Annotated in this window: 26 protein-coding genes and 1 tRNA gene; 21 read left to right on the top strand and 6 right to left on the bottom strand. The window is 62.1% G+C overall.

Annotated elements, in window-relative coordinates:
* The first annotated feature begins 167 nt into the window (after positions 1 to 167).
* The 9 genes from AC0L2P_RS26705 (at position 168) to AC0L2P_RS26745 (ending at position 6,607) form a co-directional block, all read left to right on the top strand.
* Positions 168 to 440 (top strand): DUF4242 domain-containing protein, encoded by a 273-nt coding sequence (locus AC0L2P_RS26705; protein ID WP_023677971.1) that lies wholly within the window; start codon positions 168 to 170, stop codon positions 438 to 440.
* A complete protein-coding gene (locus AC0L2P_RS26710) occupies positions 418 to 723 on the top strand; it encodes a hypothetical protein (RefSeq protein ID WP_473505543.1) in 306 nt (101 codons plus the stop codon). The genes AC0L2P_RS26705 and AC0L2P_RS26710 overlap by 23 nt, the downstream gene beginning before the upstream one ends.
* 158 nt (positions 724 to 881) lie before the next feature.
* Positions 882 to 1,382: a hypothetical protein gene (locus AC0L2P_RS26715; protein ID WP_473505545.1), complete on the top strand. Its 501-nt coding sequence runs from the start codon at positions 882 to 884 to the stop codon at positions 1,380 to 1,382.
* A 322-nt stretch (positions 1,383 to 1,704) separates the two neighbouring features.
* A complete protein-coding gene (locus tag AC0L2P_RS26720) occupies positions 1,705 to 1,893 on the top strand; it encodes a YjiS-like domain-containing protein (RefSeq protein WP_473505547.1) in 189 nt (62 codons plus the stop codon).
* A 153-nt stretch (positions 1,894 to 2,046) separates the two neighbouring features.
* A complete protein-coding gene (locus AC0L2P_RS26725; RefSeq protein ID WP_473505590.1) occupies positions 2,047 to 3,447 on the top strand; it encodes a lipopolysaccharide biosynthesis protein in 1,401 nt (466 codons plus the stop codon).
* A complete protein-coding gene (locus AC0L2P_RS26730) occupies positions 3,447 to 4,727 on the top strand; it encodes a GNAT family N-acetyltransferase (RefSeq protein WP_473505549.1) in 1,281 nt (426 codons plus the stop codon). The genes AC0L2P_RS26725 and AC0L2P_RS26730 overlap by 1 nt, the downstream gene beginning before the upstream one ends.
* A gap of 212 nt (positions 4,728 to 4,939) precedes the next feature.
* The gene (locus tag AC0L2P_RS26735; protein ID WP_473505551.1) at positions 4,940 to 5,545 is read left to right on the top strand and encodes a hypothetical protein; all 606 of its coding nucleotides are present in this window, start codon (positions 4,940 to 4,942) and stop codon (positions 5,543 to 5,545) included.
* A gap of 203 nt (positions 5,546 to 5,748) precedes the next feature.
* Entirely contained in the window at positions 5,749 to 6,225 is a 477-nt protein-coding gene (locus AC0L2P_RS26740) for a hypothetical protein (protein ID WP_473505553.1), read from the top strand.
* Between the two features lie 175 nt (positions 6,226 to 6,400).
* Complete coding sequence (locus AC0L2P_RS26745; RefSeq protein ID WP_473505555.1) at positions 6,401 to 6,607, top strand: sugar phosphorylase; 207 nt, start codon at positions 6,401 to 6,403, stop codon at positions 6,605 to 6,607.
* Positions 6,608 to 6,665: 58 nt separating this feature from the next.
* Here AC0L2P_RS26745 and AC0L2P_RS26750 read toward each other — a convergent pair whose 3' ends face one another.
* Both AC0L2P_RS26750 and AC0L2P_RS26755 read right to left on the bottom strand, forming a co-directional pair.
* A complete protein-coding gene (locus AC0L2P_RS26750; RefSeq protein WP_473505557.1) occupies positions 6,666 to 7,361 on the bottom strand; it encodes an SDR family NAD(P)-dependent oxidoreductase in 696 nt (231 codons plus the stop codon).
* Positions 7,362 to 7,502: 141 nt separating this feature from the next.
* Positions 7,503 to 8,318, bottom strand: a complete 816-nt coding sequence (locus tag AC0L2P_RS26755; protein ID WP_473505559.1) for an antibiotic biosynthesis monooxygenase — start codon at positions 8,316 to 8,318, stop codon at positions 7,503 to 7,505.
* 137 nt (positions 8,319 to 8,455) lie between these two features.
* On the opposite strand from AC0L2P_RS26755, the gene AC0L2P_RS26760 reads away from it, so the two are divergent.
* The 4 genes from AC0L2P_RS26760 (at position 8,456) to AC0L2P_RS26775 (ending at position 10,858) form a co-directional block, all read left to right on the top strand.
* Entirely contained in the window at positions 8,456 to 8,887 is a 432-nt protein-coding gene (locus AC0L2P_RS26760) for a winged helix-turn-helix transcriptional regulator (protein ID WP_473505561.1), read from the top strand.
* 491 nt (positions 8,888 to 9,378) lie between these two features.
* Positions 9,379 to 9,723 carry a hypothetical protein gene (locus tag AC0L2P_RS26765; RefSeq protein ID WP_473505563.1) on the top strand — a complete coding sequence of 115 codons (345 nt, stop codon included), beginning with the start codon at positions 9,379 to 9,381 and terminating at the stop codon, positions 9,721 to 9,723.
* The gene (locus AC0L2P_RS26770; RefSeq protein ID WP_473505565.1) at positions 9,720 to 10,313 is read left to right on the top strand and encodes a hypothetical protein; all 594 of its coding nucleotides are present in this window, start codon (positions 9,720 to 9,722) and stop codon (positions 10,311 to 10,313) included. The genes AC0L2P_RS26765 and AC0L2P_RS26770 overlap by 4 nt, the downstream gene beginning before the upstream one ends.
* Complete coding sequence (locus tag AC0L2P_RS26775) at positions 10,313 to 10,858, top strand: hypothetical protein (RefSeq protein ID WP_473505567.1); 546 nt, start codon at positions 10,313 to 10,315, stop codon at positions 10,856 to 10,858. The genes AC0L2P_RS26770 and AC0L2P_RS26775 overlap by 1 nt, the downstream gene beginning before the upstream one ends.
* Here the strand turns inward: AC0L2P_RS26775 and AC0L2P_RS26780 are convergent.
* A complete protein-coding gene (locus tag AC0L2P_RS26780; RefSeq protein ID WP_473505569.1) occupies positions 10,851 to 12,110 on the bottom strand; it encodes a hypothetical protein in 1,260 nt (419 codons plus the stop codon). The two genes, AC0L2P_RS26775 and AC0L2P_RS26780, sit on opposite strands and share 8 nt — an antisense overlap.
* 165 nt (positions 12,111 to 12,275) lie before the next feature.
* Here AC0L2P_RS26780 and AC0L2P_RS26785 point away from each other — a divergent pair, with 165 nt between their 5' ends.
* On the top strand, positions 12,276 to 12,620 hold the full coding sequence (locus tag AC0L2P_RS26785; protein WP_473505571.1) for a hypothetical protein: 345 nt from the start codon (positions 12,276 to 12,278) through the stop codon (positions 12,618 to 12,620).
* Between the two features lie 39 nt (positions 12,621 to 12,659).
* On the opposite strand, the gene AC0L2P_RS26790 is transcribed toward AC0L2P_RS26785, so the two are convergent.
* Positions 12,660 to 12,744 (bottom strand) — tRNA-Leu (locus tag AC0L2P_RS26790).
* A 698-nt stretch (positions 12,745 to 13,442) separates the two neighbouring features.
* Here AC0L2P_RS26790 and AC0L2P_RS26795 point away from each other — a divergent pair.
* The 5 genes from AC0L2P_RS26795 to AC0L2P_RS26815 all read left to right on the top strand — a co-directional run bounded on the left by AC0L2P_RS26795 (position 13,443) and on the right by AC0L2P_RS26815 (position 17,278).
* Complete coding sequence (locus AC0L2P_RS26795) at positions 13,443 to 14,411, top strand: helix-turn-helix domain-containing protein (RefSeq protein WP_473505573.1); 969 nt, start codon at positions 13,443 to 13,445, stop codon at positions 14,409 to 14,411.
* A 146-nt stretch (positions 14,412 to 14,557) separates the two neighbouring features.
* Positions 14,558 to 16,075, top strand: coding sequence for an aldehyde dehydrogenase (adh, locus tag AC0L2P_RS26800; protein WP_473505575.1), 1,518 nt, complete (start codon positions 14,558 to 14,560; stop codon positions 16,073 to 16,075).
* A gap of 65 nt (positions 16,076 to 16,140) precedes the next feature.
* A complete protein-coding gene (locus AC0L2P_RS26805) occupies positions 16,141 to 16,479 on the top strand; it encodes a DUF779 domain-containing protein (protein WP_473505577.1) in 339 nt (112 codons plus the stop codon).
* 121 nt (positions 16,480 to 16,600) lie between these two features.
* Positions 16,601 to 16,837 carry a hypothetical protein gene (locus AC0L2P_RS26810; protein ID WP_473505579.1) on the top strand — a complete coding sequence of 79 codons (237 nt, stop codon included), beginning with the start codon at positions 16,601 to 16,603 and terminating at the stop codon, positions 16,835 to 16,837.
* Between the two features lie 153 nt (positions 16,838 to 16,990).
* Complete coding sequence (locus AC0L2P_RS26815; RefSeq protein WP_473505581.1) at positions 16,991 to 17,278, top strand: potassium channel family protein; 288 nt, start codon at positions 16,991 to 16,993, stop codon at positions 17,276 to 17,278.
* 12 nt (positions 17,279 to 17,290) lie between these two features.
* Here AC0L2P_RS26815 and hemN read toward each other — a convergent pair whose 3' ends face one another.
* The gene (gene hemN / locus AC0L2P_RS26820; protein ID WP_473505583.1) at positions 17,291 to 18,640 is read right to left on the bottom strand and encodes an oxygen-independent coproporphyrinogen III oxidase; all 1,350 of its coding nucleotides are present in this window, start codon (positions 18,638 to 18,640) and stop codon (positions 17,291 to 17,293) included.
* Positions 18,641 to 18,794: 154 nt separating this feature from the next.
* Between hemN and AC0L2P_RS26825 the strand changes: the two genes are divergently transcribed.
* On the top strand, positions 18,795 to 19,523 hold the full coding sequence (locus AC0L2P_RS26825; protein ID WP_473505585.1) for a Crp/Fnr family transcriptional regulator: 729 nt from the start codon (positions 18,795 to 18,797) through the stop codon (positions 19,521 to 19,523).
* On the opposite strand, the gene AC0L2P_RS26830 is transcribed toward AC0L2P_RS26825, so the two are convergent.
* The gene (locus AC0L2P_RS26830) at positions 19,520 to 19,936 is read right to left on the bottom strand and encodes a hemerythrin domain-containing protein (RefSeq protein WP_473505586.1); all 417 of its coding nucleotides are present in this window, start codon (positions 19,934 to 19,936) and stop codon (positions 19,520 to 19,522) included. The genes AC0L2P_RS26825 and AC0L2P_RS26830 overlap by 4 nt on opposite strands.
* Before the next feature lie 235 nt (positions 19,937 to 20,171).
* On the opposite strand from AC0L2P_RS26830, the gene AC0L2P_RS26835 reads away from it, so the two are divergent.
* Positions 20,172 to 21,340 (top strand): cbb3-type cytochrome c oxidase subunit I (locus AC0L2P_RS26835; protein ID WP_473505588.1); only part of this gene is annotated, 1,169 nt, incomplete at its 3' end.

Consider the following 21,340-nt stretch of genomic DNA (forward strand, 5'->3'; position numbering starts at 1 on the left):
GGCGGATCCGCAATGGACCGCCAACATATCCCGCCCTTAACGCTGCCAACATAGGGAATCGTCCCGCCAAAAATGGGGAAAGGTTCCGATGTGCGCTCTTGCCGGGCGTGATCAATGTCGAGCCGCGCTCAGAACGGGCGCGACCCATTTGAGAAAGGAAGGCTTCGATGCCTCGCTATCTGATTGAACGCACATTCCCGGACGGCCTCAACGTGCCGATGAACGAAGCCGGCGCCGACGCGCTAGGCGGTGTCGTCATGCGCAATGCCGAAAAGGGTGTCACCTGGCTGCAGTCCTACGTGTCGCCGGACAAGAAGCGCAGCTTCTGCATCTATGACGCGCCCTCGCCCGAAGCGATCCGCAGCACCGCCCAGAAGAATTCGCTGCCCGTCGACAAGATCACGGAGGTGCGGGTTCTTGACCCTTACTTTTATCGCTGATCGCTGGCAGGCCTCGAATGGCGAGGATGAGCATCAAACTGCCCTTCGCGGCGATGGCGATGTGCCTGATGGCATGCCGGTCGGCGAACCGGCGCCTGTCATGGGAAACACCGGCGGTTCCCTGTCGAGCCGTCTATGGCGGATCGCGGCGGCGCTGCCTTCGCATCTGCTGGGCAGGCGGCGCCAGCTGCCCCCGAAAGACGATTATCTGAGGCAGGACATGGGCCTGCCCGACCGCGAGCAGCGGCGCGAGTATTGGGAATATTATTGGTGGGACCATTAAAGCGCCGCGCCGTTTCGACGGGCTGAAACAAGCCGCGGACACGGCCGCACCATTACGGCCGGCACAAAACAGGACGAATGACCTGTTTCGCAAAAATTCCAACGGACGCCGCAGCGTCGAGCGGACCCGCGCGTCCTCAAACAACCGGAGAGCAACACATGAACATCAATCTTTGCACCGGGCGCCTCGCCGCCCTGGCCATCCTGTCGATCGCCGCCACCGCGACCCACGCGAAGAACGGCAATCCACTGGCCGACAAGGTACGCGCCGCCAACAGCCGCTTCGAGAATGTGGCCGCGGCGACCGCCGAGGGCTATGCGCCAATCCCCTGCGCCAGCGGCATCACCGGCGGCGCCATGGGCATCCACTACGTCAATCCGGGCTACCTCAAGGACGACGCGGTCGATGTCGCCAAGCCTGAAGCCGTGATGTACGAACCAATGGCCGACGGCACACTGAAACTGATCGCGGTCGAATACATCACCTCGAAAGGCCCAGCCTCACTCGATGGGCATCTGTTCAACTTCAACAGCGCGCCCAACCGCTATGGCCTCGGCCCGTTCTATGAGCCGCATGTCTGGGCCTGGAAGGGCAACCCGACCGGCGCGTTCGCCGACATGAACCCGAACGTGTCGTGCGAACCGGTGAAGGGTATGTAGGCGGCCACTCTTCCTTCACCCCGTCATATCGGGAAGAAGGTGGCCCGAAGGAGGGACAGCACCAGTGTTGGCGATCAGCCAATTGGGCGTGCGCTTTTTCGGGTGGCTCAATGTCCAACCGCGTCCGGACCGGGTGCGATCGACGGAAAGAGGACGATTTCATGCCGCGCCGATTGAACGCACATTCCCCCTTGGCGCAGCCCTTCGTGCCGCCCGCAGGGAAGCCCATCTTCAGGATCTTCACCACGCTGGCCGCAGGCGATTCGCAGAACGGGCGGGAAGATCTGCCTGCCCGCCGACAAGACCACGGAGGTGCGGGATCTTGACCATTCTCGCAAAAATGGCGCGCGGCTGGCGCACGCGCCGCGACCGCCGCCGTCTCGATGCACTGCCCGATTGCATGCTCAAGGACATCGGCATCAGCCGGTCCGCCATCGACCATGTCACGGTCCATGGCGAGACGCGCGGTACGGTCCTCTCCGTTCAAGCGGGCGGGCCATTCGTTCGATGAGGGCCGCGCCGGTTCACGAGAACTCTCAGGCCCTACTGCGCCGCATCTTCTTGCCGTGAACGGGGCGAAGGGCTCCTCCCACCCAACCGTTTCTTAATCTGTCTTGGCTACACGCATAGCCAGAAAAGAGGCGGAAAACGGAGTGTGATCGGGGTGCGCTTTTCCGCGGCGACGACAGCCGGGCGGTTCTTGCCGCAGCGCCTTGCGCTGCGCATCAGGCCGCTGCTTGGCCTGATCGATGCCGTGCTGTTCACCGCCGGCGCGCGCGGCGAAGCCGGCCGCATGTCGCTGATCGCCTTTTCGATCCGTATCGTCAGCGCCGTCATCGCCTTCGTCAGCCAGGTCCTGATGGCGCGCTGGATGGGCTCGTTCGAATATGGAATTTTCGTGCTTGTCTGGGTGACTATGGTCATCGTCGGTAATCTCGCCTGCCTCGGTTTCCACACCTCGATCATCCGCTTCATCCCCGAATATCGCGAGCGCGGCATGATGGCCGAATTGCGCGGCATCGTGCAGGCCAGCCGGCTGTTCGTGCTGGTTGCCTCGACGGTGATCGCCGGTCTCGGCGCGCTCGGCGTCTGGCTGCTGTCGTCCTATGTCGAAAACTATTACGTCGTGCCGTTCATCCTCGGCATCATCTGCCTGCCGATGATCGCCATGTCCGACCTTCTGCAAGGGCTGGCGCGGGCCAATTCCTGGGCGCTGTTTGCACTGTCGCCGACATTCCTGGTGCGACCGCTGCTGATCCTGGCGTTCATGGCGCTGATGCTGCTGGCGGGCTACGCGCCCGACGCCAAGACGGCGATCTTCGCCGCCATCGCCGCCACCTATGCCACCACGCTCGGCCAGCTCGTCGGCGTCACCTCGCGTATGGACAAAAGGATCCCGGCCGGACCGATGAAGCTGCATTTCGGCCAATGGTTCATCGTCTCGCTGCCGATCTTCCTGGTCGAGAGCTTCTTCTTCCTGCTCACCAATGCCGACGTGCTGATGGTCGGCGCCTATCTCGATCCCAACGACGTCGCCGTCTATTTCGCCACGGTCAAGACACTGGCGCTGGTGCATTTCGTCTATTTCGCGGTCAAGGCCGGTGTCGCCCAGCGCTATGCGCAGTTCACCCATGGCGAGCCGCAAAAGCTCGCCGCTTTCGCCCGCGAAACCGTGTCGTGGACCTTCTGGCCGTCGCTGGCGATGGCGCTGCTGGTGCTGGCGTTGGGCGAGCCGATGCTGACCCTGTTCGGCCCGGAATTTTCCGCCGGCTATCCGCTGCTGTTCCTGCTGGTGTTCGGCGTCGTCGCGCGGGCCGCCGTCGGCCCTTGCGAAAGCCTGCTCACCATGAGCGGCAACCAGAATATCTGTGCCGCCGTCTATGCCATGACGCTGGCCTTCAACATCGCGCTCAGCGTTGTGCTGATCCCGTTGTTCGGCCTGTGGGGCGCGGCGATGGCCACCGTCTTCGCCATGATCTTCGAGGCCGGCGCGCTGTCGTTTACGGTCTGGCGCAAGCTCGGCATCGCCATGCTCATTTTCGTGCCCGCCAAAGGAGCCGCCTGATGGCTGCCGTCCCCTTGCTCGAGGAAACCAGCGGCGGCCCGGCCGGCGCCATGGTGTCCGGCCTTGCCGGGCTTGCCCGCGAAGCCGATCCCGCCCATGTCGAGATCCTCGCCAACAACCGGCCCGAGCGCAAGCTTGCCATCTATCCGGCCTCCGCCGGCTTCGACCTGGTCGAGGAACTCGACTATCTCTGCACCCGCACGATCGAGCCCAACGTCTTCTTCAATCCGCGCTTCCTGGCGCCGGCCATGCCCAGGCTCGAGGACCGCGAGGTGCGGCTGGCGGTCATCCGCGACGGCGACCAGTATCGCAACCGGCTGCGCCTGCTGGTGCCGGTCTCGGTCGAGCGGCCGATGGTGCCGCTCGGGGTTCCCGTGATGCGCACCTGGTCGAGCCCGTTCGGCCCGATCGGCACGCCGCTGGTCGACCGCGACGATCCGGTCGGCGTCATCGAGGATTTCTTCTCGATGCTGTCGAGGCCGCATCTGAAGCTGCCGAAGGTTTTCGTGCTGCCCGATATAAGGCTGGACGGTCCGGTGGCCAGCCTGCTCGCCAGCGTCGCCGAGACACGCGGCCTGACCCTGGTAACCACCGGCAAGGCCGACCGCCCGGTGCTCGAAAGCGAGCTCGACGGCGAGGACTATCTGAAGGCTTCGCTGCGTGCACACCACTATCGCGAATTCCGCCGCCTGAAGCGCCGCCTCGCCGACCTCGGCCGGCTGGAGCATGTCGTGGCGCGCGGACCTGAAAATATCCGCCATGCCATTGAACGCTTCCTGACACTGGAAGCCGCCGGCTGGAAAGGCCGCGAGCGCACCGCCATGGCCATCGACCGCTACCGCGCCGCCTTCGCCCGCGAGGCCGTGCACCGGCTGGCCGAGCAGGATCTGTGCCGCATCCATTCGCTGACGCTCGACGACCGCACCATCGCCAGCTTGATCGTCTTTGTCGAGGCCGGCGTCGCCTACACCTGGAAGACCGCCTATGACGAGACGCTCGCCGCCTATTCGCCGGGTACGCTGCTGATGATCGAGGTGACCAGGCAGCATCTCGACGACCCCAACATCACGATGACCGATTCCTGCGCGGTGCCCGACCATCCAGTGATGAGCCGGTTGTGGTCCGAACGCAAGCCGATGGGGACGCTGGTGATCGGGCTGACGCCGGATGCCGACCGCCCCGCCCGCCAGGCCGCCTCGCAGCTTCATCTATACCGCGAGACCCGCAACATGGCCCGCCTGCTGCGCAACCGGATGAGGAGCCTGTTGCGCCGGCGCTAGTGGATCGGTCCAAAGTGGGTCCCGGCCCGGCCGTCTCCACACCAAGGCCCGCCCGGGCCTAGGTCGTCAGGGTTAATTCTCCCGATCAGCGGAAAGGATTAGCATCGAGGCAGTCCCACCGGGATGAGGCGATCAAATTCGGCCGCGCGTCCAGCATTCTTGCCGCCTCGGTCCTGCACGGTCAGAAGAAAAAAATCTGGGAGGAATGCATGATGAAAACTACTCACCTCAGGCGTCTCGGTATCGTCGCCTTGGCAGGTCTCGCTGGCGCGTGCCTGAACGCCGCCACTCCTCGGGCCGCCGAACCCGACAAGGCCGAGATCGATGCCCTGCGTCAGTCGCTGTCCAGGTATAAAGACTACAAGGTTGCCGTTCGCGAGCTTTATCTATCGACAGTTGGATGCGTCTTCTATAGCGGCGAAAAGATAGAGGGAGCGATGGACTACCCGAAGGGCGCGATGGGCATCCATTTCGTCAACGTCACGACTGTCGGCCCGACCGCGGATCCAACGCGTCCCAATGTGCTGATCTATGAGCCGGTCGGTAACGAATTGCGCCTGGTCGGCGCGGAATGGCTCGTGCCCTTGACGCCGGACACCAAGGAGCCGCCGAAGCTCTTCGGACAGACATTCCAGGGGCCGATGGAAGGGCATTACCCGCTCATTCCGAAGGAGTTCCACCACTACGACCTTCACGCCTGGCTGTTCAAGGAAAACCCGCTCGGAATGTTCAGCCCGACAAACCCGGACGTGAAATGCGACGATTATGCGTTTCCGATGCCGGAGCAGCCGACCAAGATGGTGCCGGGGCCGATGTAATAGCTCAGGCTACGATCCGAGCTTGCCAGGAAGGGCAGCGTCCCTCGAGACGTCTCCCAGAGGACGCTCCTGGGATAACTTCCAAGCAAAAGTCCGTGCCCGGAACTTCGGACTCGTTTTGCCGTTTGGCAATCACGACCCGATCCCGCCGCGGGGTGACAGAAGCCGTTCCAGGGAGCCGACCGCGGGCGACGGAGGACCAAGTGAGAAGTCTGATCCGGACAGGATTGTCCGCAGCCGTTTCGGGTACGATCGTCAGCTTCGCCACGACAGCTGCGCTGGCCCTGCTCGCAAGGCGGGAAGGCAAGGGCGCGCTGCAGCCCACGAATTCGACCAGCCACTGGCTCTATGGCGAACAGGCTGCGTCGGTACGGCGCGGTGACGTGGCGCACACGCTCGTCGGTTACGGCACGCATCACGCGTCCTCCATCTTCTGGGCATTCCTCTTCGAACTATGGCTCGCCTCGAGGCCGCCGCGTCCGTGGCTTCTGATATTTCGCGATGCATTGGCGGCAGCGGCGATCGCCGCGGCAACAGATTATGGCCTTGTGCCGAAGCGGCTGACACCGGGTTGGGAGACGGTGCTGTCGAAGCGATCTATTGCGGCGACTTTTGCGGTGATGGCAGTCGGGCTAGCGGCGGGCGGCCTGATCAACAAGGAATTGCGCCGGCAGCGTTAGGAGGATTAGAGAGAGATGCTTGGTACGGCGCGAGCACATCGCCACGGGCGGATCGCTGTGCGCGTCCCATTGCGGGGTCTCCGCCTCATCGGGAACCTTTCTCAAGGGACATGGTTCCGAATGTGCGGCGAAAGCGTGCTGCTCCTCAGTCCTGCCGTCGCAAGGAGATTCGGCCATGAAGCTTCGCGAGTTGTTGGATCAAATAAAGGACCTGCCGCCGGACACCTTGGTCTGTGCCGCAGAAATCGATGAAGCCTTCGCAGTCAACGTTGCTGGCGTTGAAGCTGTCGGGAGCGCCAGAATCCAAAGCCGCAAACCGGACGGCACCGAAGCTGTCGAACTCGCCAACGGGACCGAGAAAGTCGTCGTGATCCGCTGGTGAAAACGGGGAAGTTGCGTTCAACAGCATGATGTTGCTCGCGATGGCGGCGGCGACCGCCCTATGGCTTGGCGGGCATGGCTTGGACGAAAGCCGCCATCTGGCGTTCGAGCGCCTTGAACGCGCTGCCGCGCCAGCCCTCGGCCATTGATGCCGATTTTGGATCGGGGAAAATTTCCTCCTCCCCTCGCGCCATGCCGTCCAGAATACCTCTCGCGACGCTCTCCGCGGAGCTCTTCGGTATGTCGGCGTCTCTGCTCATGCCACGAGCCCCGGCGAGAGCACGTAGCGACTGCGTCATGGAGAACGCGGCGGCCTTCGACAGCGAATAGGAGGGAATAATCGGGAAGGGAACGAGAGCCGCTTCCGACAGGATGTTGACCACGGCGCCGCGCGAAAGCGTGAGCAGCGGCAGCAATGCGTGGGTTACGCCATGCACGCCGAGCAGGTTGACGGCGAGGTGTCGCTCGAGCGCGGCACGATCGCCAAGGTCGTCATGGAGCCCGATGCCGGCGTTGTTGATGAGGATATCGAGAGACCCGATCCGCTCGACAGCCGCCCCGATCTGCGCCGTGTCGGTCACGTCCAGGATCAGCCGCGTGACACGCCGATCCGCGTGGGCGAGCGGTTTGCGCGCGCCGGCATAGACGCGCTTCGCACCCCGCTTCAATATTTCCTCGACAAGCGCCTTGCCGAGGCCGCGGTTGGCCCCGGTCACGAGAACGGCTTTGTCTGTGACTTCCATCGATTTCGGCACGGCGATCTCTCCTCCTGCTTGCATGAATGCAAGCTATTAGTTCTTGCATCATGTTGTAGTTTTCTGTTCCATGCTTGGACGCCGTCTCCCCCTTGCACTGCTGCAGGGCAGCCGGCGCCGTCGCCGGGCGAACCCTTGCGACTAGGACCCGACTTCCAGTCTCGTGTAGGAGATGGGCGAAGGACGCTCCAGGAAGGCGCCGGTTATGGCCGAAACGAAATTCTTCGCGTCCGCCGAGCCCAGGAAAGCGTCGCGCTCCTGCTTCGATGCCCAGCGCTCGACGCAGATGGTAACGTTGGGCTCTGCCTCCGAGCGAAAGACGCTGTAGTCGATGCATCCGCTTTGCTTGCGGGCCGCCCCCGCTACGTCCCGCAGGGCATCCCGCACTTTGCTCTCGATGCCGGGCTTGGCCGCTGCCGTCGTCATGACGATCATCTCGGCGCCATCGCCTGCCGCATTGCGCTCGAGGCCGATGTTCTCGTTTCGCGGCACGACCGTCGGATTGGCGTTCTCTTCGCCTTTGTTGGGTTGCCCCTTGCCCGTCGAAATCAGGTCGCGAAGACTCGCGACATAGAAGCGCCACGAATCATGGCAGACGTCGTAGCATTCTTCACTCGGCTTCAGCCCGACATGGGTAAAACGCAGCTTGGTTCCCTTGTCGGTCGGCGCGATATCGAAGACCACGTCCGTGCCGGTCCACTCTGTCGTATCCTTGACGAAGTTGAAGTAGTTCTGAACGACATGCCAGACAACCTTCTTGCCGGGCACAAGCTCCGTGACCTTGAAGGTGCCGCGGTGAATATTCTTGAAGTGATAGTAGAATATCGCACCGAGCTTCTCGGTATCGCCATCGATGTCTTCGGACCACCAGGCGCGCGGATTGACAACCGCCGTAAAGACCTCTTGCGGGCTTTGCTCAACGACAAATGACGTCGTGTAATCTTCTTGCTTTTTCATGACATATCTCCTGTCTGGATCTGATGATTGATGGACACCCGAAATCTCGGGCGATGAGTTGAGCGACCACTTTCGCTTGCATCATGCAAGCACAATGCATACTTGCATGATGCAAGTCAACAGGGTATGTTCACACCATGCTTGGTCGTCTCTATGAAAAACAGAACTGCTCGGCCTCGCGCGCCCTGGAACTGGTCGGCGAGCGCTGGAGCCTCTTGATCCTGCGCGACGCGATATTCGGCGGCTACACGCGCTTTTCGCAATTCCAGAAGAGCCTGGGGATCGCCACCAACATTCTGGCCAAGCGCCTCGAGGATTTTGTCGAAGCCGGCTTGATGGATCGTCGCCCGGGCGCCGCCGGTGAGCAGGCCGAATACGTCCTGACCCGAAAGGGGCTGGAATTCAAAACGGTGATTATCGCGCTGACCGAGTGGGGCGACAAATGGGTGCGGCCCGGGCCCATCTTCTACTGCGACCAATCCGACGGCAAGCCCGTCGAGGTGCAATTGCGCCGCGCCGGCAATGGCAAGCGGCCCGACCTCGCCGACGTCGTGGCGGCCCTCCGCTAAGGCAATTCCAGGAAAAGTGTGGAACGGTTTTTCCGTCCGGAATTGCGCAGAAACAAAGAGATAGAGCGGTTCGGCGTTTCCGTGAAACGAATGAACCGCTCTAGGCGTCGCGGCGGGGCCGGGCTGCAGCACGATCCAAGACGAAGCTGTTTCGCGTTGTGCCATAATGTTACCGCATAGTTTACCTCTCCAGGTTGCATCCGGAGCTCGGGTCTGGTGGATAGTTCGCGGGAGGAGACATGTCCGTCGGACAGCGATCGACTTTGCGGCAGCGTCTTTTCGCGTTTCTCGTCGCCGGCCTTGGTGGCCTCGCGGCGGCCGCCGCGTCATTCGCAATGACTGTGTATGAAGCATCCAACCCGCAGCCAACTCCGACGGTCGCGGCGGGCGAGCCTATCGACACCGGGCGCTGGATCATTACGTTTCACGGTGCCCGAACCGGCTCGGTTCCGCCGACAGGAATGGAGTCGTCGCAGCCGAAGAGATTTTTGATGATCGAATTCGATCTCGACAACCGCTCGGCATCGACCAGCAACGTCTTCGCGTCAATGTTTGACATCGACCCGCCGATCGCGGACTTGCCGGCGCCGGCCTTCTATCTTGCACGCGACAAATGGATCGCAAGCGGCGTCCATCCGGGCATACCGGAACGCATGATCGCCGCCTGGGAGTGGCCCGCGGCGCGGCCGCTGCCGCAGGACCTGCATGTCGTGGTCGGCAGCCAGATCTACAAACGGCGTGACAATCTCTATGGAGCCTCGGGCTGGTTCGACCGCGATCCGGTCGCGATCGTGGACTTGCCGGTAAAGACCGAAATGGCCGGGTCGGCGCAATGAGGGCAGGTCTCAAGGAAGCCGGCGCGATCATCTTCGCGGCGGCGATCCTCTACGCCATGCAGCGGACCACTCCGCTCTACAGCGACATCACCTCGCCTGTCTCGATTGCCGGCGAGCAGGGTAAGCGCACGGATGCACGCGTCTTCGCGCTGGCCGTCGGCGACGTGCATCTTGCGCGTACGGTGAGGACCGAACGTTTTGGCCAGACCCGGACCTACACCACTTCCGATGTCTGGGTCCTGGTCGAGGCCGCGGCCGAAGCAAAACGCGAGAGCCTGACCCTGACTTCCGCCGAATGGCTCGGCCCAAGCGGCGTGCGCTATTCCCTCAGCCAGCGCATTTCCACCATGCCGGCAATGCTAGCGGCAGAGCGGCTGGAGCCGGGACTGCCAAAGCCTGTGCTCATGGCTTTCGAAGTCCGGGAAAGCGACCTTGCGGGCGGAACCGTGCTGGTCGCGCCATCGGCATTCACGCCACTCGGTGAAGAGGTCCGGGTGGCAATCACCGAACTTGCGCTGGGCGACATCCGCAGCGCCGTGACGATCCGCCGAAGCGATGCACCGACGCCTTGGATGCTGGAGACCGATTGATGGCGGAGGCCATTTCCCGTGCCGAAAGATGCCGCTACTGGCTGAGCCTCGCTGGGCTGGGTTTCGCCCTGCCGGTCGCAGTGCTGGTGCATTCCTGGGAAAGCCTGGAGGCATGGCGGTCCGGCAGCGACCGCGACCCGGTCGCGGTCGACAGGGGTGAGTCGCAGCCTTATGCCGGGGCCGGATGGCGGTTGACCACACTGTCGCGTCTGCCCGGCGGCTCGGCCGATGAAGCCGTGGTGCTGGCCGAATTCGAGGCGAGAATCGAGGATCCCAATCTCCTCGCAGAAAGCCCCTGCGCGGTCGTGCTCATAGACGCCGAAGGCCGCCGCTGGCTGCCTGCCTTCCTGACCCCGCCCGTCGTGAGCAAGATGTATCCCGAGGCAGCCGACAAGCCCCGTTGCGGCGGGCCGGCCTTCCAGGGTGCCGGCACACGCGGCACGGCGCGCATGGCCGAGACTTTCGTCATTCCGGCGACGGCAAGCGGCCTGGTGCTGTGGGTCACGCTGGCGAACGCCAGGCCGCGCCATCTGCTCTTCAGGTAGCCACCCCCAGCGGCTGCCGTTGCGCCGCCACCGCATGTTCAAGCACCGCCGCCAGCAGCGCGATTCTCAAGGCGTCGAGCACTATACCGCCATCGAGGTCGCTCGGACTGCCGATGAACATGCTGGCGACGCTGAAGACGACCTGCCATGTAGCGAGGTCTGGTGCGCCGAGCGTCCGTGTCGCGCCGAACCACAGCCAGGCGCCAAGCCAGCCGATCAGCCGATAGGCGACGACGAGAGTGAGTAGGGTCGCGAGCCCCGCGCCGAGCGTGAGCTTGAGACAGGTCCAAATCGGCGCATAGCGCGACCGGTACCCGCCGAGGAAATGCGTGATGAAGTCGCTCAACCATTTGCGCCAGGTGGATCCGCGCGACGGCGGCGGCGCGGCCGCTGCCGAAGCGGCCGTCAGTTCGTAGCCGTTGATGATCGCCGCCATGGCCAGCCAGACCATTGGCAGAAGTGCGTAGAAGAACAGGCTTTGCGCCTGGTCCAGGGTGCCGGGCTGCCTGAACTCGACCGGCGTGAAGCGTTCGCCGGCGTGAGCGGCGATCGACAGGACAAGCGATCCTGCGTCCATGCTGAGTTCGCTGCGCAGCGTGCTGGCCCCGATCCAAGCGATGAACTCGTCCTTCCAGATATCGAGCGCGTAGAGCCCGATGAAAATCCAGCTTGCATCCGCCGCCACGACGAGCAGCCGCCAGTAAGGCCGGCGCGCGCGTTTGTTCATGCGTTTGGCGAACCAGCGGACCAACCAGCAGCCGACAATGGAAGCAATGAGGCCGCTGGAGCGCAGCAGGCCGAAAATATTGGCGCTTTCGCCCAGCGGAATGCGTTCGAGCGCCAGCCGCGAATATTCGCGCACACTGTCGCCGAGGAATCCCCAGGCGGCATAATAGGCGAAGAAGGGCAAAATGGCGGCGGCGGTCACCGCCAGCAAGTGGTCGGCGGGCCGGGACGTTTTCTCCTGTTGCGCTCCGCTTGCCGACATCTGGCGGAGCGAGGCGAGTGCCGGCAGTCCCGGGCGCAGGGCGGCGAACATCGAGACGATGACCAGAAGTTTGGTCAACACCACCAGCGAAAGCACGACCATCCCGCCGAGAGGATTGACGAGGCCTACCGTGACTGCCGCGTTGAGCAGGAGGTCGCGCGCTACATAGCCGATGGCGCCCAGAAGTAGCAGTTGCGGCCAGAAGCGGACAATAAGGCCGGCGGTAAGTAAAAGCGGCCTGACAATATCATCGGTCGTTGTCATGCCATGTGCATAGCCGAGCGCGACCGGCGCCTCAACCCGGGGAATGTCCGGTTCGGCTATACCAGCGCTGACGGCGGAGGTTGGTGGCGCATCGCCCGTGAGACCGCGACCCGGCACGCCTTAGTGCGTGGGGTAAGGAAGGATTACTGCTTCCTCTCAGAGGCGATGAAATCCCTCCCCAAGCTCGACTGGCTGCGCAAAGGCCCGCCCCTGCCGTCGGGTACCGCGACCGTCCGCTTCGCAGCACAGCCCGGCCGCGTGCTCGGCGGCGAACGTGTCGCCGATGCCGCCGACGTCAGGGATCGGCTCGGCGGCATGACCAAGGCTGAACTCTCCGAAGAATCCGTCGGGCTGGGACGGTACGGAATGGTTCTCACGGCACTCGTCTCACCGAAGATCGCCAGGACGATGAACCGGATGAAGAGGACGAAGAGGAAACTTGGTCGAGCGCTGGACGCCGCGCTTCCGGCGGTAAGTGGCGCACCTGCCGCGATACGAATGGCCGGCTAGCCTGACTGAAACCAAACGTCCTGATTACGAAATGCAACGTGGTGCGGGTGGTCGGCCTCGAACCGACACTCCTTTCGGAACTGGATTTTGAGTCCAGCGCGTCTACCAATTCCACCACACCCGCATTCAACCACCAAGCCGGGACGCGGTCTTTTCGAGACCTCGCGACTCCTGTGTGGCTCCTGGGCCGCGTATGTGCCACAAGGTATTCCATGAAGTCCAGAGCGATTTCCCGGCGAAACTCGTGCCTTTTTATTCGCTCACGAGCCGAACGGTCCCAATCTAGCGGTTAGCGCCCCCTCCTAGTTCGACCTCATCCTTAGTATGACCTAAAGGCCGAGTTCGTCTCACGGACTAATGGTCTCCGAGCCGGCTGCATCGGACGACAGGATCGCGAACTGCGGAATCGCCAGCGCGCAACCGATGCTTCCTTTTGAACTGGTGCCGGGCGAGCACGCTTTGATAGCACTGATTTTGATGAACCCGAGCCCGGATCTGATCCTTGCTTCGTGGGGCCAACACCAGAAACCTTCCCGTATTGTTCCGCACGGTACGGCGGCTGAACACAGTGGTTCGTCTTTGCCCTCGATCAATGAATTCCTAATTCGTGCTTGTAGGCTTTGGGGCACCGACACCGAAAGGTGCACTGGCAAGAATGACTGTCGAACTGCCAAACACCACTAGCTGACGGGAACATAGAGGATGTCCCTTCTGGTGCTTCTGTCGAATTGACAGTGTGGTGATTGAAGGCGGAACCTGGTGCTATGCCAATGTTGCGTGTTTTGAGGCAGGCTGCTCCAGAAGCTGAAAGGGAGGATGAGCATGCACGAGGATTTGTCCGGTCGTCATGCCGACCGCATTCAGGCCGCGATCGCTTCGGACGCCGCCGCGAAGTCCGCGCTGGTCGCCTCCTGGCGACGCTCTTCCAGTTTGCACCGGCTCGATCCCGCCGATTGCAGGCCGCCACGCTACCTGACGGAGCTGGAGTTGCTCGAGGCCCGGCAGCGTATTGGACCGCTCGTCCGGGCCGCCCAATCCAGCCTGGACCGTCTCTATCTTGCTGTCGGCGGCGTTGGCTGCTGCGTGCTTCTCGCCGATCATGACGGCGTGCCGGTCGAACGGCGCGGCGCGCCCGTAGACGACGAAACTTTTCATTCGTGGGGCTTGTGGACGGGCTCCGTCTGGAACGAAGAAAGCCAGGGCACCAATGGGATCGGCACCTGCCTGGTGGAACAGCGAGCGCTGACAATCCATCGCGACCAGCACTTTCACACGCGCAACACGGGGCTGAGTTGCACCACGGCCCCGATCTACGATCACCGGGGAGATCTTGTGGCTGCGCTTGACGTGTCTTCCTGCCGGGCCGATCTGACCGAGGCCTTCGCCAGTCTTATCTCGGTGGCCGTGGTCGATGCGGTGCGTCGGATCGAAGCGGAGAACTTCAGGATGGCGTTTCCCAAGGCGCGAATTCTTTTGGCGCCGGTGACCGACAAGGGCTCCGGCGCGCTGATCGCGGTTGATGCGGATGACCTTGTGGTCGGCGCGACCCGATCGGCTCGCCTGGCGCTTGGAATTACCCAACATTGTCTCGACAAGCCGATGCCAGCGGCCGATCTGCTCGGTTGGGCTGAGAGCGGCCCCGAAGTTCTCGCCGAGGCGGAGCGCGGCGTTCTCCAGCGGGCGCTGGCGCGAGCAGACGGAAACGTATCGGCTGCGGCTCAGGCCCTTGGCATCAGCCGCGCGACGCTTCACCGCAAGCTCAACCGCCTAGACGTCCACAGGTCCCACTGACCATTCGAAACCTCACATGACTGTCGCAATTCTGCGACACACCGCGCCCGGCTACTGTCCTCGCCACGGTGACAATAAAGGCGAAAATCGCAAATCTCCCTTCCCAAACGTCGCATCCCGCGGCGTCGACTTTGGGAGGAAGACACATGAACAAGGTAGAATTCTCACGCGCGGTCAAGGCGCCGTTCGACAAGCGCTATGGCAACTTCATCGGCGGCAAATGGGCCGAGCCGCACTCCGGCCGCTACTTCGAGAACCACTCGCCGGTAAACGGTCAGCTGCTGTGCGAAGTGGCGCGTTCGGATGCCCATGACATCGAGGCGGCTCTGGATGCCGCACACGCCGCCAAGGGCGCCTGGGGCCGCACCAGCGTGGCCGAGCGGTCGCTCGCCCTCAACCGCATCGCCGACCGCATGGAGGAAAACCTCGATCTGCTCGCGTGCGCCGAAACCTGGGACAATGGCAAGCCGATCCGCGAAACGACCGCGGCCGACCTGCCGCTCGCCATTGACCATTTCCGCTATTTCGCCGGCGCCCTACGAGGTCAGGAAGGCAGCCTTTCGCAGATCGACGACGATACCGTCGCCTATCATTTCCACGAGCCGCTCGGCGTGGTCGGACAGATTATCCCATGGAACTTTCCGCTGCTGATGGCCTGCTGGAAACTTGCACCAGCACTTGCCGCCGGAAACTGCGTGGTCCTGAAGCCTGCCGAGCAGACCCCGGCCGCCATTTTGCTGTGGGCCGATCTTATCGGCGATCTGCTGCCGCCGGGCGTGCTCAACATCGTCAACGGCTTCGGCCTCGAGGCCGGCAAGCCGCTCGCCTCCTCGCCGCGCATTGCCAAGATCGCCTTTACAGGCGAGACCACGACGGGCCGCCTGATCATGCAATACGCCAGCCAGAATCTGATCCCGGTCACGCTGGAACTGGGCGGCAAGTCGCCCAACATCTTCTTCAAGGATGTCGTCGCCGAGGACGACGACTTCTTCGACAAGGCGATCGAAGGCTTCGTCATGTTCGCCCTGAACCAGGGCGAAGTCTGCACCTGCCCCAGCCGCGCCCTCATCCACGAGTCGATCTACGACCGGTTCATGGAACGTGCCCTCAAGCGTGTCGAGGCAATCGTGCAGGGCGATCCACTCGATCCGGCGACGATGATCGGTGCCCAGGCCTCGTCCGAGCAGTTGGAAAAGATCCTGTCGTACATCGACATCGGTCGTCAGGAAGGCGCGGAAGTTTTGACCGGCGGCACCCGCAATCTTTTGCCGGGTGACCTGGCGGGTGGCTATTACGTCAAGCCCACGGTGTTCAAGGGCAACAACAAGATGCGCATCTTCCAGGAGGAGATTTTCGGACCGGTGGTTTCGGTCACGACCTTCAAGGACGACCAGGACGCGCTGGCAATAGCCAACGACACGCTCTACGGCCTTGGAGCCGGTGTCTGGACGCGTGACGGCAACCGCGCCTACCGCTTTGGCCGCGCGATCCAGGCCGGCCGGGTCTGGACCAATTGCTACCACGCCTACCCCGCGCATGCGGCCTTCGGCGGCTACAAGCAGTCGGGCATCGGTCGCGAGACGCACAAGATGATGCTCGACCACTACCAGCAGACCAAGAATATGCTTGTCAGCTATAGCCCGAAAAAGCTTGGCTTCTTCTGATCGTCTTTTCGTCTACTGCGCGGCCCCGCGCGGGGCCGCGCCCCAGGGTAAAAATCGGAAAAGCCATGCATGCGAAAGTCACGGCAACGCCGGCAGCGCTCGAACTGATCGCGGAGATCGTTGCCGAGCATGGACCGGTGCTGTTCCATCAATCCGGCGGCTGCTGCGACGGCTCGTCGCCCATGTGCTATCCACGTGCCGGTTTCATCATCGGCGATCACGATGTGTTGCTCGGCCACATCCAAGGCGCGCCGTTCTACATCGGAGCTTCGCAATTCGAGGCCTGGAAGCATACGAATCTTGTTATCGATGTGGTGCCTGGCCGCGGCGGCATGTTCTCGCTCGACAATGGGCGGGAGAAGAGATTCCTGACGCGGTCGACGATCTGCGTCGTTCAGGCGTGAGGTAGGCCGAACTGCTTCTTGTTTGCCTCAGCGCAACGAACATCCGTGAAACCAGCAGCAGGATGTCGCTCTCCAAACGCGGGCAAGCGGCATAAAACGCAAATTCAGCGACGATGCGACGATGGACGAAATCATGCATGGGTCGCCGGCGGCCTTGTTCCGGCAGACGGCGGTCGAACTCTTCGTCCCGGAAACGGCTACGGTGTTCGTCGACCGCGCTGAACGGATCGCGACAAGCCTGAAGCTGGCGATGTTCTTTCGTCTCGCTCCCGTTGTGACGGGTATGGCGAACCAGCAGGCATCGGCGAAACCCGGCCGGATTGACTTCGCGCAAGGAAGCTTGGCTCGAATTTCCTAATTTCCCTGGATGGCTCTCAACCTCTTCGTCGGTACGATCGTCATAAGCCTGACGATAGTAATTCACACATTTGGCCTTATTGCAGTCACCCGCGCGATGGGACATCTGGTGGCGCGATTTCGCATGCATGGGCACCGCAGCCGAACCGTCGCGATGATCAGCGTGGTGATGGGGCTCTTCGCCGTGATGACGGCGGAGGTCTGGGTTTGGGCCGGACTTTATCGGCTGCTCGATATCTTCGCCGATTTCGAAACCGCACTCTACTTTTCCACCATCACCTTTTCGACGGTCGGCTACGGTGACATCGTGCCCGCTCACGCATGGCGCATATTGGCGGCACTTGAGGGGGTGAACGGATTCCTGCTGATAGGCTGGTCGACCGCGTACCTGATCGCGGCGGGGACCCGGATCGGCCCGTTCAAAGCCGGCGAGCATTTCTGACCGCGGCAGCGCTCAAACTGCCACCGAATGCCTGCCCTTGCCGCTCTCAAGATAAGCGTCGAACATTGCTGCGATGCTGCGAACAAACGGGCGACTTTCCGCCGGGACGACGAAATTGTCGCCATCGAGCTCCAGCAACCGGGCCGGATCGTTAATCGCCAGGGAACTTGCCTTGAAAAGGAGCCGCTGGCCACGCTCGCCGAAGCGCTCTACCAGCCCGATCGCCGAAAAGCCGAAATCGCACATCAGTCGCTCGATGATCCAGCCGCGGACGCAGTCATCATCGGAAAACGCGATGCCGCGCACCGCGGCCAGTCCGCCCCCTGCAACCATCCGACTGTACTCCGCGGTCGCCGGCATGTTCTGCACATAGCCTTGGCGAAAACGGCTGATGGATGAAGGGCCAAGCCCGATCAGTGTCTCGCAGCGATCCTCGGTGTAGCCCTGGAAATTGCGATGCAAGGTCCCTGTACGGGCTGCTTGCGCCAACGCATCGCTTGGCTTGGCGAAATGATCGAGCCCTATCGCTTCATATCCCTTGTCCACAATCGCTCGCGCAGCGAGTTGCGATTGGGCCAACCGCTCCGTGGGGCCAGGTAGCCACGCTTCGTCGATCATCGTCTGGTGCTTCTTGAACCAGGGCACATGCGCGTAGCCGAACAGCGCCATCCTGTCTGGTTTCAGGGTCAGCGCCTGCGCTACGGTGGAACAGACGCTCAAGCTGGTCTGGTGCGGCAAGCCGTAGAGCAGGTCCAGATTGACGGAACCGACGCCGCGTGAACGAACTCCGTCGACAACTGTCTTGGTCTGCAGGAAGCTCTGCTCGCGGTTGATCGCCTTCTGCACCTTCGGGTCAAAATCCTGCACACCAAGGCTTGCCCTGGTCATGCCGATTTCGGCCAGTGCATCGAGGCGCGCCTCGTCGATGTCGTTGGGATCGATCTCGACGCTGATTTTCGTGTCCGGGACAAAGTCGAACCTGTCCCGCACAAACGCACTAAGAGCCACCATGTCCTCGGGCTTCAGCATGGTGGGCGAACCGCCGCCGAAATGGACTGCGCGGACATGCCCCTTGCCGCTGACGAGACCCGCAACCGTCGCGATCTCCGCACATAGCGAGCGCAGATAAGCCGTTACCGGCTCATAGTGGCGCGTCTGCTTGGTATGACACGCACAGAACCAGCAGAGTCTATCGCAATAGGGGATGTGCAGATAGAGCGAGATCCCGCCGCCACTTTCGAGGGCCTGCAGCCAGCCACGACAAACGGCGGCATCGACGCCCGCGTGAAAATGGGGCGCGGTCGGGTAACTGGTGTAGCGGGGCACATTCTCGCCGAGTCTGGCAGCCAATTCCGGTCGCATGTCGCCTTCCGTTATCCTTACAAAGTTGAATCCTGGCTGCAGGTCCCCATCGCCGCCTTGATTTCGGTCAAGGCCCTCCGCGGACAAACGGCCGCAAGAGATTTGCAGCCGCCGGTGCTATCTTGCCGGTACTTTGAATGTTCGGACGATCATGATGACAGTGCGCCAAGATGTTCACAGTTCCGGCAGTCCAGTACTTTGCCAGTCTTGCGAGGCACGGCATCGCGGTATCTGCGGTGCGCTCGATCCCGACCAGTTGGTCGCACTCGCCAGGACCTCATCAAGACACAGCGTTGACCCCGGGTTCGAACTGATCGGCGACGCAGAGACCGTCGACAGCTATTCGAACGTGCTTTCGGGTGTGGTGAAGCTGACAAAGAGCCTTTCCGATGGTCGCCAGCAGATCGTCGGCCTCCAGTTTGCGCCCGACTTTCTGGGACGGCCGTTCAAGGTGGAAAGCGCAATCAACGCGGAAGCCGCAACAGCTGTTTCCCTGTGCTCATTTCCAAAAGCGGCTATCGAACGGATGCTGAAGGAATCACCGGAGCTCGAGCATCGCCTGCTCAAGCAAACGCTGAACGAGCTCGACCATGCACGCGACTGGATGCTGACGCTGGGGCGCAAGACCGCTTCGGAAAAGGTGGCGAGTTTTCTCTTGATGATCGCGAAGAACATCGATCCCACGATTGATCCAGCCGCCAGGTCGGCGAGTTTCGACCTGCCGCTGACACGCGCCGACATCGCCGACTTCCTTGGCCTGACGATCGAAACGGTTAGCCGCCAGTTGACCAGGCTGCGAACGGACGGCGTGATCCGGATCGAGAACAATCGGCACGTGAGCGTGGACAACTTGAGCCGGCTGGAGCGGCGTTCAGGCGCCTAGTGCTCGTCGGCCATCCCGATCGTGGGCAAGACGTGCTCCCGCTCGAACGCGATATGCCGGCGCAAGCTTTCGAAGAATCCGCGCAGCATGAACCCGACGGCTTCCGCGTTCTGCAACCTCTCGCCGTGGCCGATCGCCAGCAGGACTTCAGTCACCTCACCGGCAAAGCACTCGTCCTCGACATGCTCGGCGCGCAGCCGTCGGACCGAGGCAAGGTTGGCATCGCTGCCAGCGGCAGAGGCCTCGTAGGCGGGAAAGATGATCGTCTCTTCATATTGATGAATGTTGCGCAACAACGGGACGATCGCGTTGGCTGTGCCAAGGCACTTCAGGCGGTCGACATTCGGCAAGGTGTCGGCGATTCTTTCCAGGGCATCACAGAGCTGCAGCTTGTCCAGATGCGCGCGTTTCATCAACGCCGCTGGAACCGCCTCTCTGCCGGATATCGAACTGTCGCGGACTGTTTCCAACCGCGACGGTTCCCTCTCCCTGTTCAAGGACAGCCTCCTGATCGTTTGCGAGATCAAAGCTGCCCAATCCAAAAGCAAATGGCTTTGACATGGATCAAGGCGGCGATTGGGAGACTGCTGAATTGGTATCGATGCGGATTGGCGTCCGCGCATCGGAATCCGACCTCGGGGACATATCATGAAGTTCGGCACAGAAATCGTCGCTTTGGGCCTTTTCGCCTTTGTCGCGGTGGTGGCTGCCGGCTTTGGTGTGGACGAACCTTTTCGGCAGCACATGTGGGTGCTGCTCATCGTGCTGCTTGGCTTTATCACCATCCTTCTTCGAAACACGAGCTTCACAGCTCCCACAGCAATCGATCCGTCCGCCTATATGGATGGGCCGATCCGCTATGGTGCCATCGCCACCATGTTCTGGGGCGTGGTGGGAATGCTGGTCGGCGTGGTCATCGCGCTGCAGCTTGCCTACCCGGATCTTAACATCGAGCCCTGGTTCAACTTCGGCCGCTTGCGGCCTTTGCATACTTCCGGCGTGGTTTTTGCCTTCGGCGGCAATGCGCTGCTTTGCACGTCGCTTTATGTCGTGCAGCGCACCTGTCGTGCCAGACTGTTCGGCGGCGATCTCGCCTGGTTCGTGTTCTGGGGCTATCAGCTGTTCATCGTCATGGCGGCAACCGGCTACCTGCTCGGCATCACCGAAAGCCGCGAATACGCCGAGCCCGAATGGTATGTGGACCTGTGGCTGACCATTGTGTGGGTCGCCTACCTCGTCCTGTTCCTCGGCACCATCCTGAAGCGCAGGGAACCGCACATCTACGTCGCCAACTGGTTCTATCTGTCCTTCATCGTGACGATCGCGATGCTGCATGTGATCAATAATCTATCGATGCCCGTCTCGTTCGTGGGTTCAAAGAGCTATTCAGCTTTCTCCGGCGTCCAGGATGCCTTGACGCAGTGGTGGTACGGCCACAACGCGGTCGGCTTCTTCCTCACTGCCGGCTTCCTCGGCATGATGTATTATTTCGTGCCCAAGCAGGCCAACCGACCTGTCTATTCCTACCGGCTGTCGATCATCCACTTCTGGGCTTTGATCTTTCTCTACATCTGGGCCGGTCCGCACCACCTCCACTACACCGCCCTGCCGGACTGGGCCCAGACACTCGGCATGGTGTTCTCGATCATGCTCTGGATGCCCTCGTGGGGCGGCATGATAAACGGCCTGATGACGCTCTCGGGCGCCTGGGACAAGCTCCGCACCGACCCGATCATCCGCATGATGGTCATGGCCATCGCCTTCTACGGGATGTCGACCTTCGAAGGCCCGATGATGTCAATCAAGGCCGTCAACTC

It is taken from the genome of Mesorhizobium sp. WSM4836, from assembly GCF_055811815.1.

Coding starts and splice junctions, on each gene's coding strand:
- AC0L2P_RS26705 (WP_023677971.1), top strand. CDS start 168: ATGCCTCGCTATCTGATTGAACGCACATTCCCGGACGGCCTCAACGTG.
- AC0L2P_RS26715 (WP_473505545.1), top strand. CDS start 882: ATGAACATCAATCTTTGCACCGGGCGCCTCGCCGCCCTGGCCATCCTG.
- AC0L2P_RS26730 (WP_473505549.1), top strand. CDS start 3,447: ATGGCTGCCGTCCCCTTGCTCGAGGAAACCAGCGGCGGCCCGGCCGGC.
- AC0L2P_RS26735 (WP_473505551.1), top strand. CDS start 4,940: ATGAAAACTACTCACCTCAGGCGTCTCGGTATCGTCGCCTTGGCAGGT.
- AC0L2P_RS26745 (WP_473505555.1), top strand. CDS start 6,401: ATGAAGCTTCGCGAGTTGTTGGATCAAATAAAGGACCTGCCGCCGGAC.
- AC0L2P_RS26755 (WP_473505559.1), bottom strand. CDS start 8,318: ATGAAAAAGCAAGAAGATTACACGACGTCATTTGTCGTTGAGCAAAGC.
- AC0L2P_RS26760 (WP_473505561.1), top strand. CDS start 8,456: ATGCTTGGTCGTCTCTATGAAAAACAGAACTGCTCGGCCTCGCGCGCC.
- AC0L2P_RS26765 (WP_473505563.1), top strand. CDS start 9,379: ATGATCGAATTCGATCTCGACAACCGCTCGGCATCGACCAGCAACGTC.
- AC0L2P_RS26770 (WP_473505565.1), top strand. CDS start 9,720: ATGAGGGCAGGTCTCAAGGAAGCCGGCGCGATCATCTTCGCGGCGGCG.
- AC0L2P_RS26775 (WP_473505567.1), top strand. CDS start 10,313: ATGGCGGAGGCCATTTCCCGTGCCGAAAGATGCCGCTACTGGCTGAGC.
- AC0L2P_RS26780 (WP_473505569.1), bottom strand. CDS start 12,110: ATGACAACGACCGATGATATTGTCAGGCCGCTTTTACTTACCGCCGGC.
- AC0L2P_RS26785 (WP_473505571.1), top strand. CDS start 12,276: ATGAAATCCCTCCCCAAGCTCGACTGGCTGCGCAAAGGCCCGCCCCTG.
- AC0L2P_RS26795 (WP_473505573.1), top strand. CDS start 13,443: ATGCACGAGGATTTGTCCGGTCGTCATGCCGACCGCATTCAGGCCGCG.
- adh (WP_473505575.1), top strand. CDS start 14,558: ATGAACAAGGTAGAATTCTCACGCGCGGTCAAGGCGCCGTTCGACAAG.
- AC0L2P_RS26805 (WP_473505577.1), top strand. CDS start 16,141: ATGCATGCGAAAGTCACGGCAACGCCGGCAGCGCTCGAACTGATCGCG.
- AC0L2P_RS26810 (WP_473505579.1), top strand. CDS start 16,601: ATGGACGAAATCATGCATGGGTCGCCGGCGGCCTTGTTCCGGCAGACG.
- AC0L2P_RS26815 (WP_473505581.1), top strand. CDS start 16,991: ATGATCAGCGTGGTGATGGGGCTCTTCGCCGTGATGACGGCGGAGGTC.
- hemN (WP_473505583.1), bottom strand. CDS start 18,640: ATGCGACCGGAATTGGCTGCCAGACTCGGCGAGAATGTGCCCCGCTAC.
- AC0L2P_RS26825 (WP_473505585.1), top strand. CDS start 18,795: ATGACAGTGCGCCAAGATGTTCACAGTTCCGGCAGTCCAGTACTTTGC.
- AC0L2P_RS26830 (WP_473505586.1), bottom strand. CDS start 19,936: ATGAAACGCGCGCATCTGGACAAGCTGCAGCTCTGTGATGCCCTGGAA.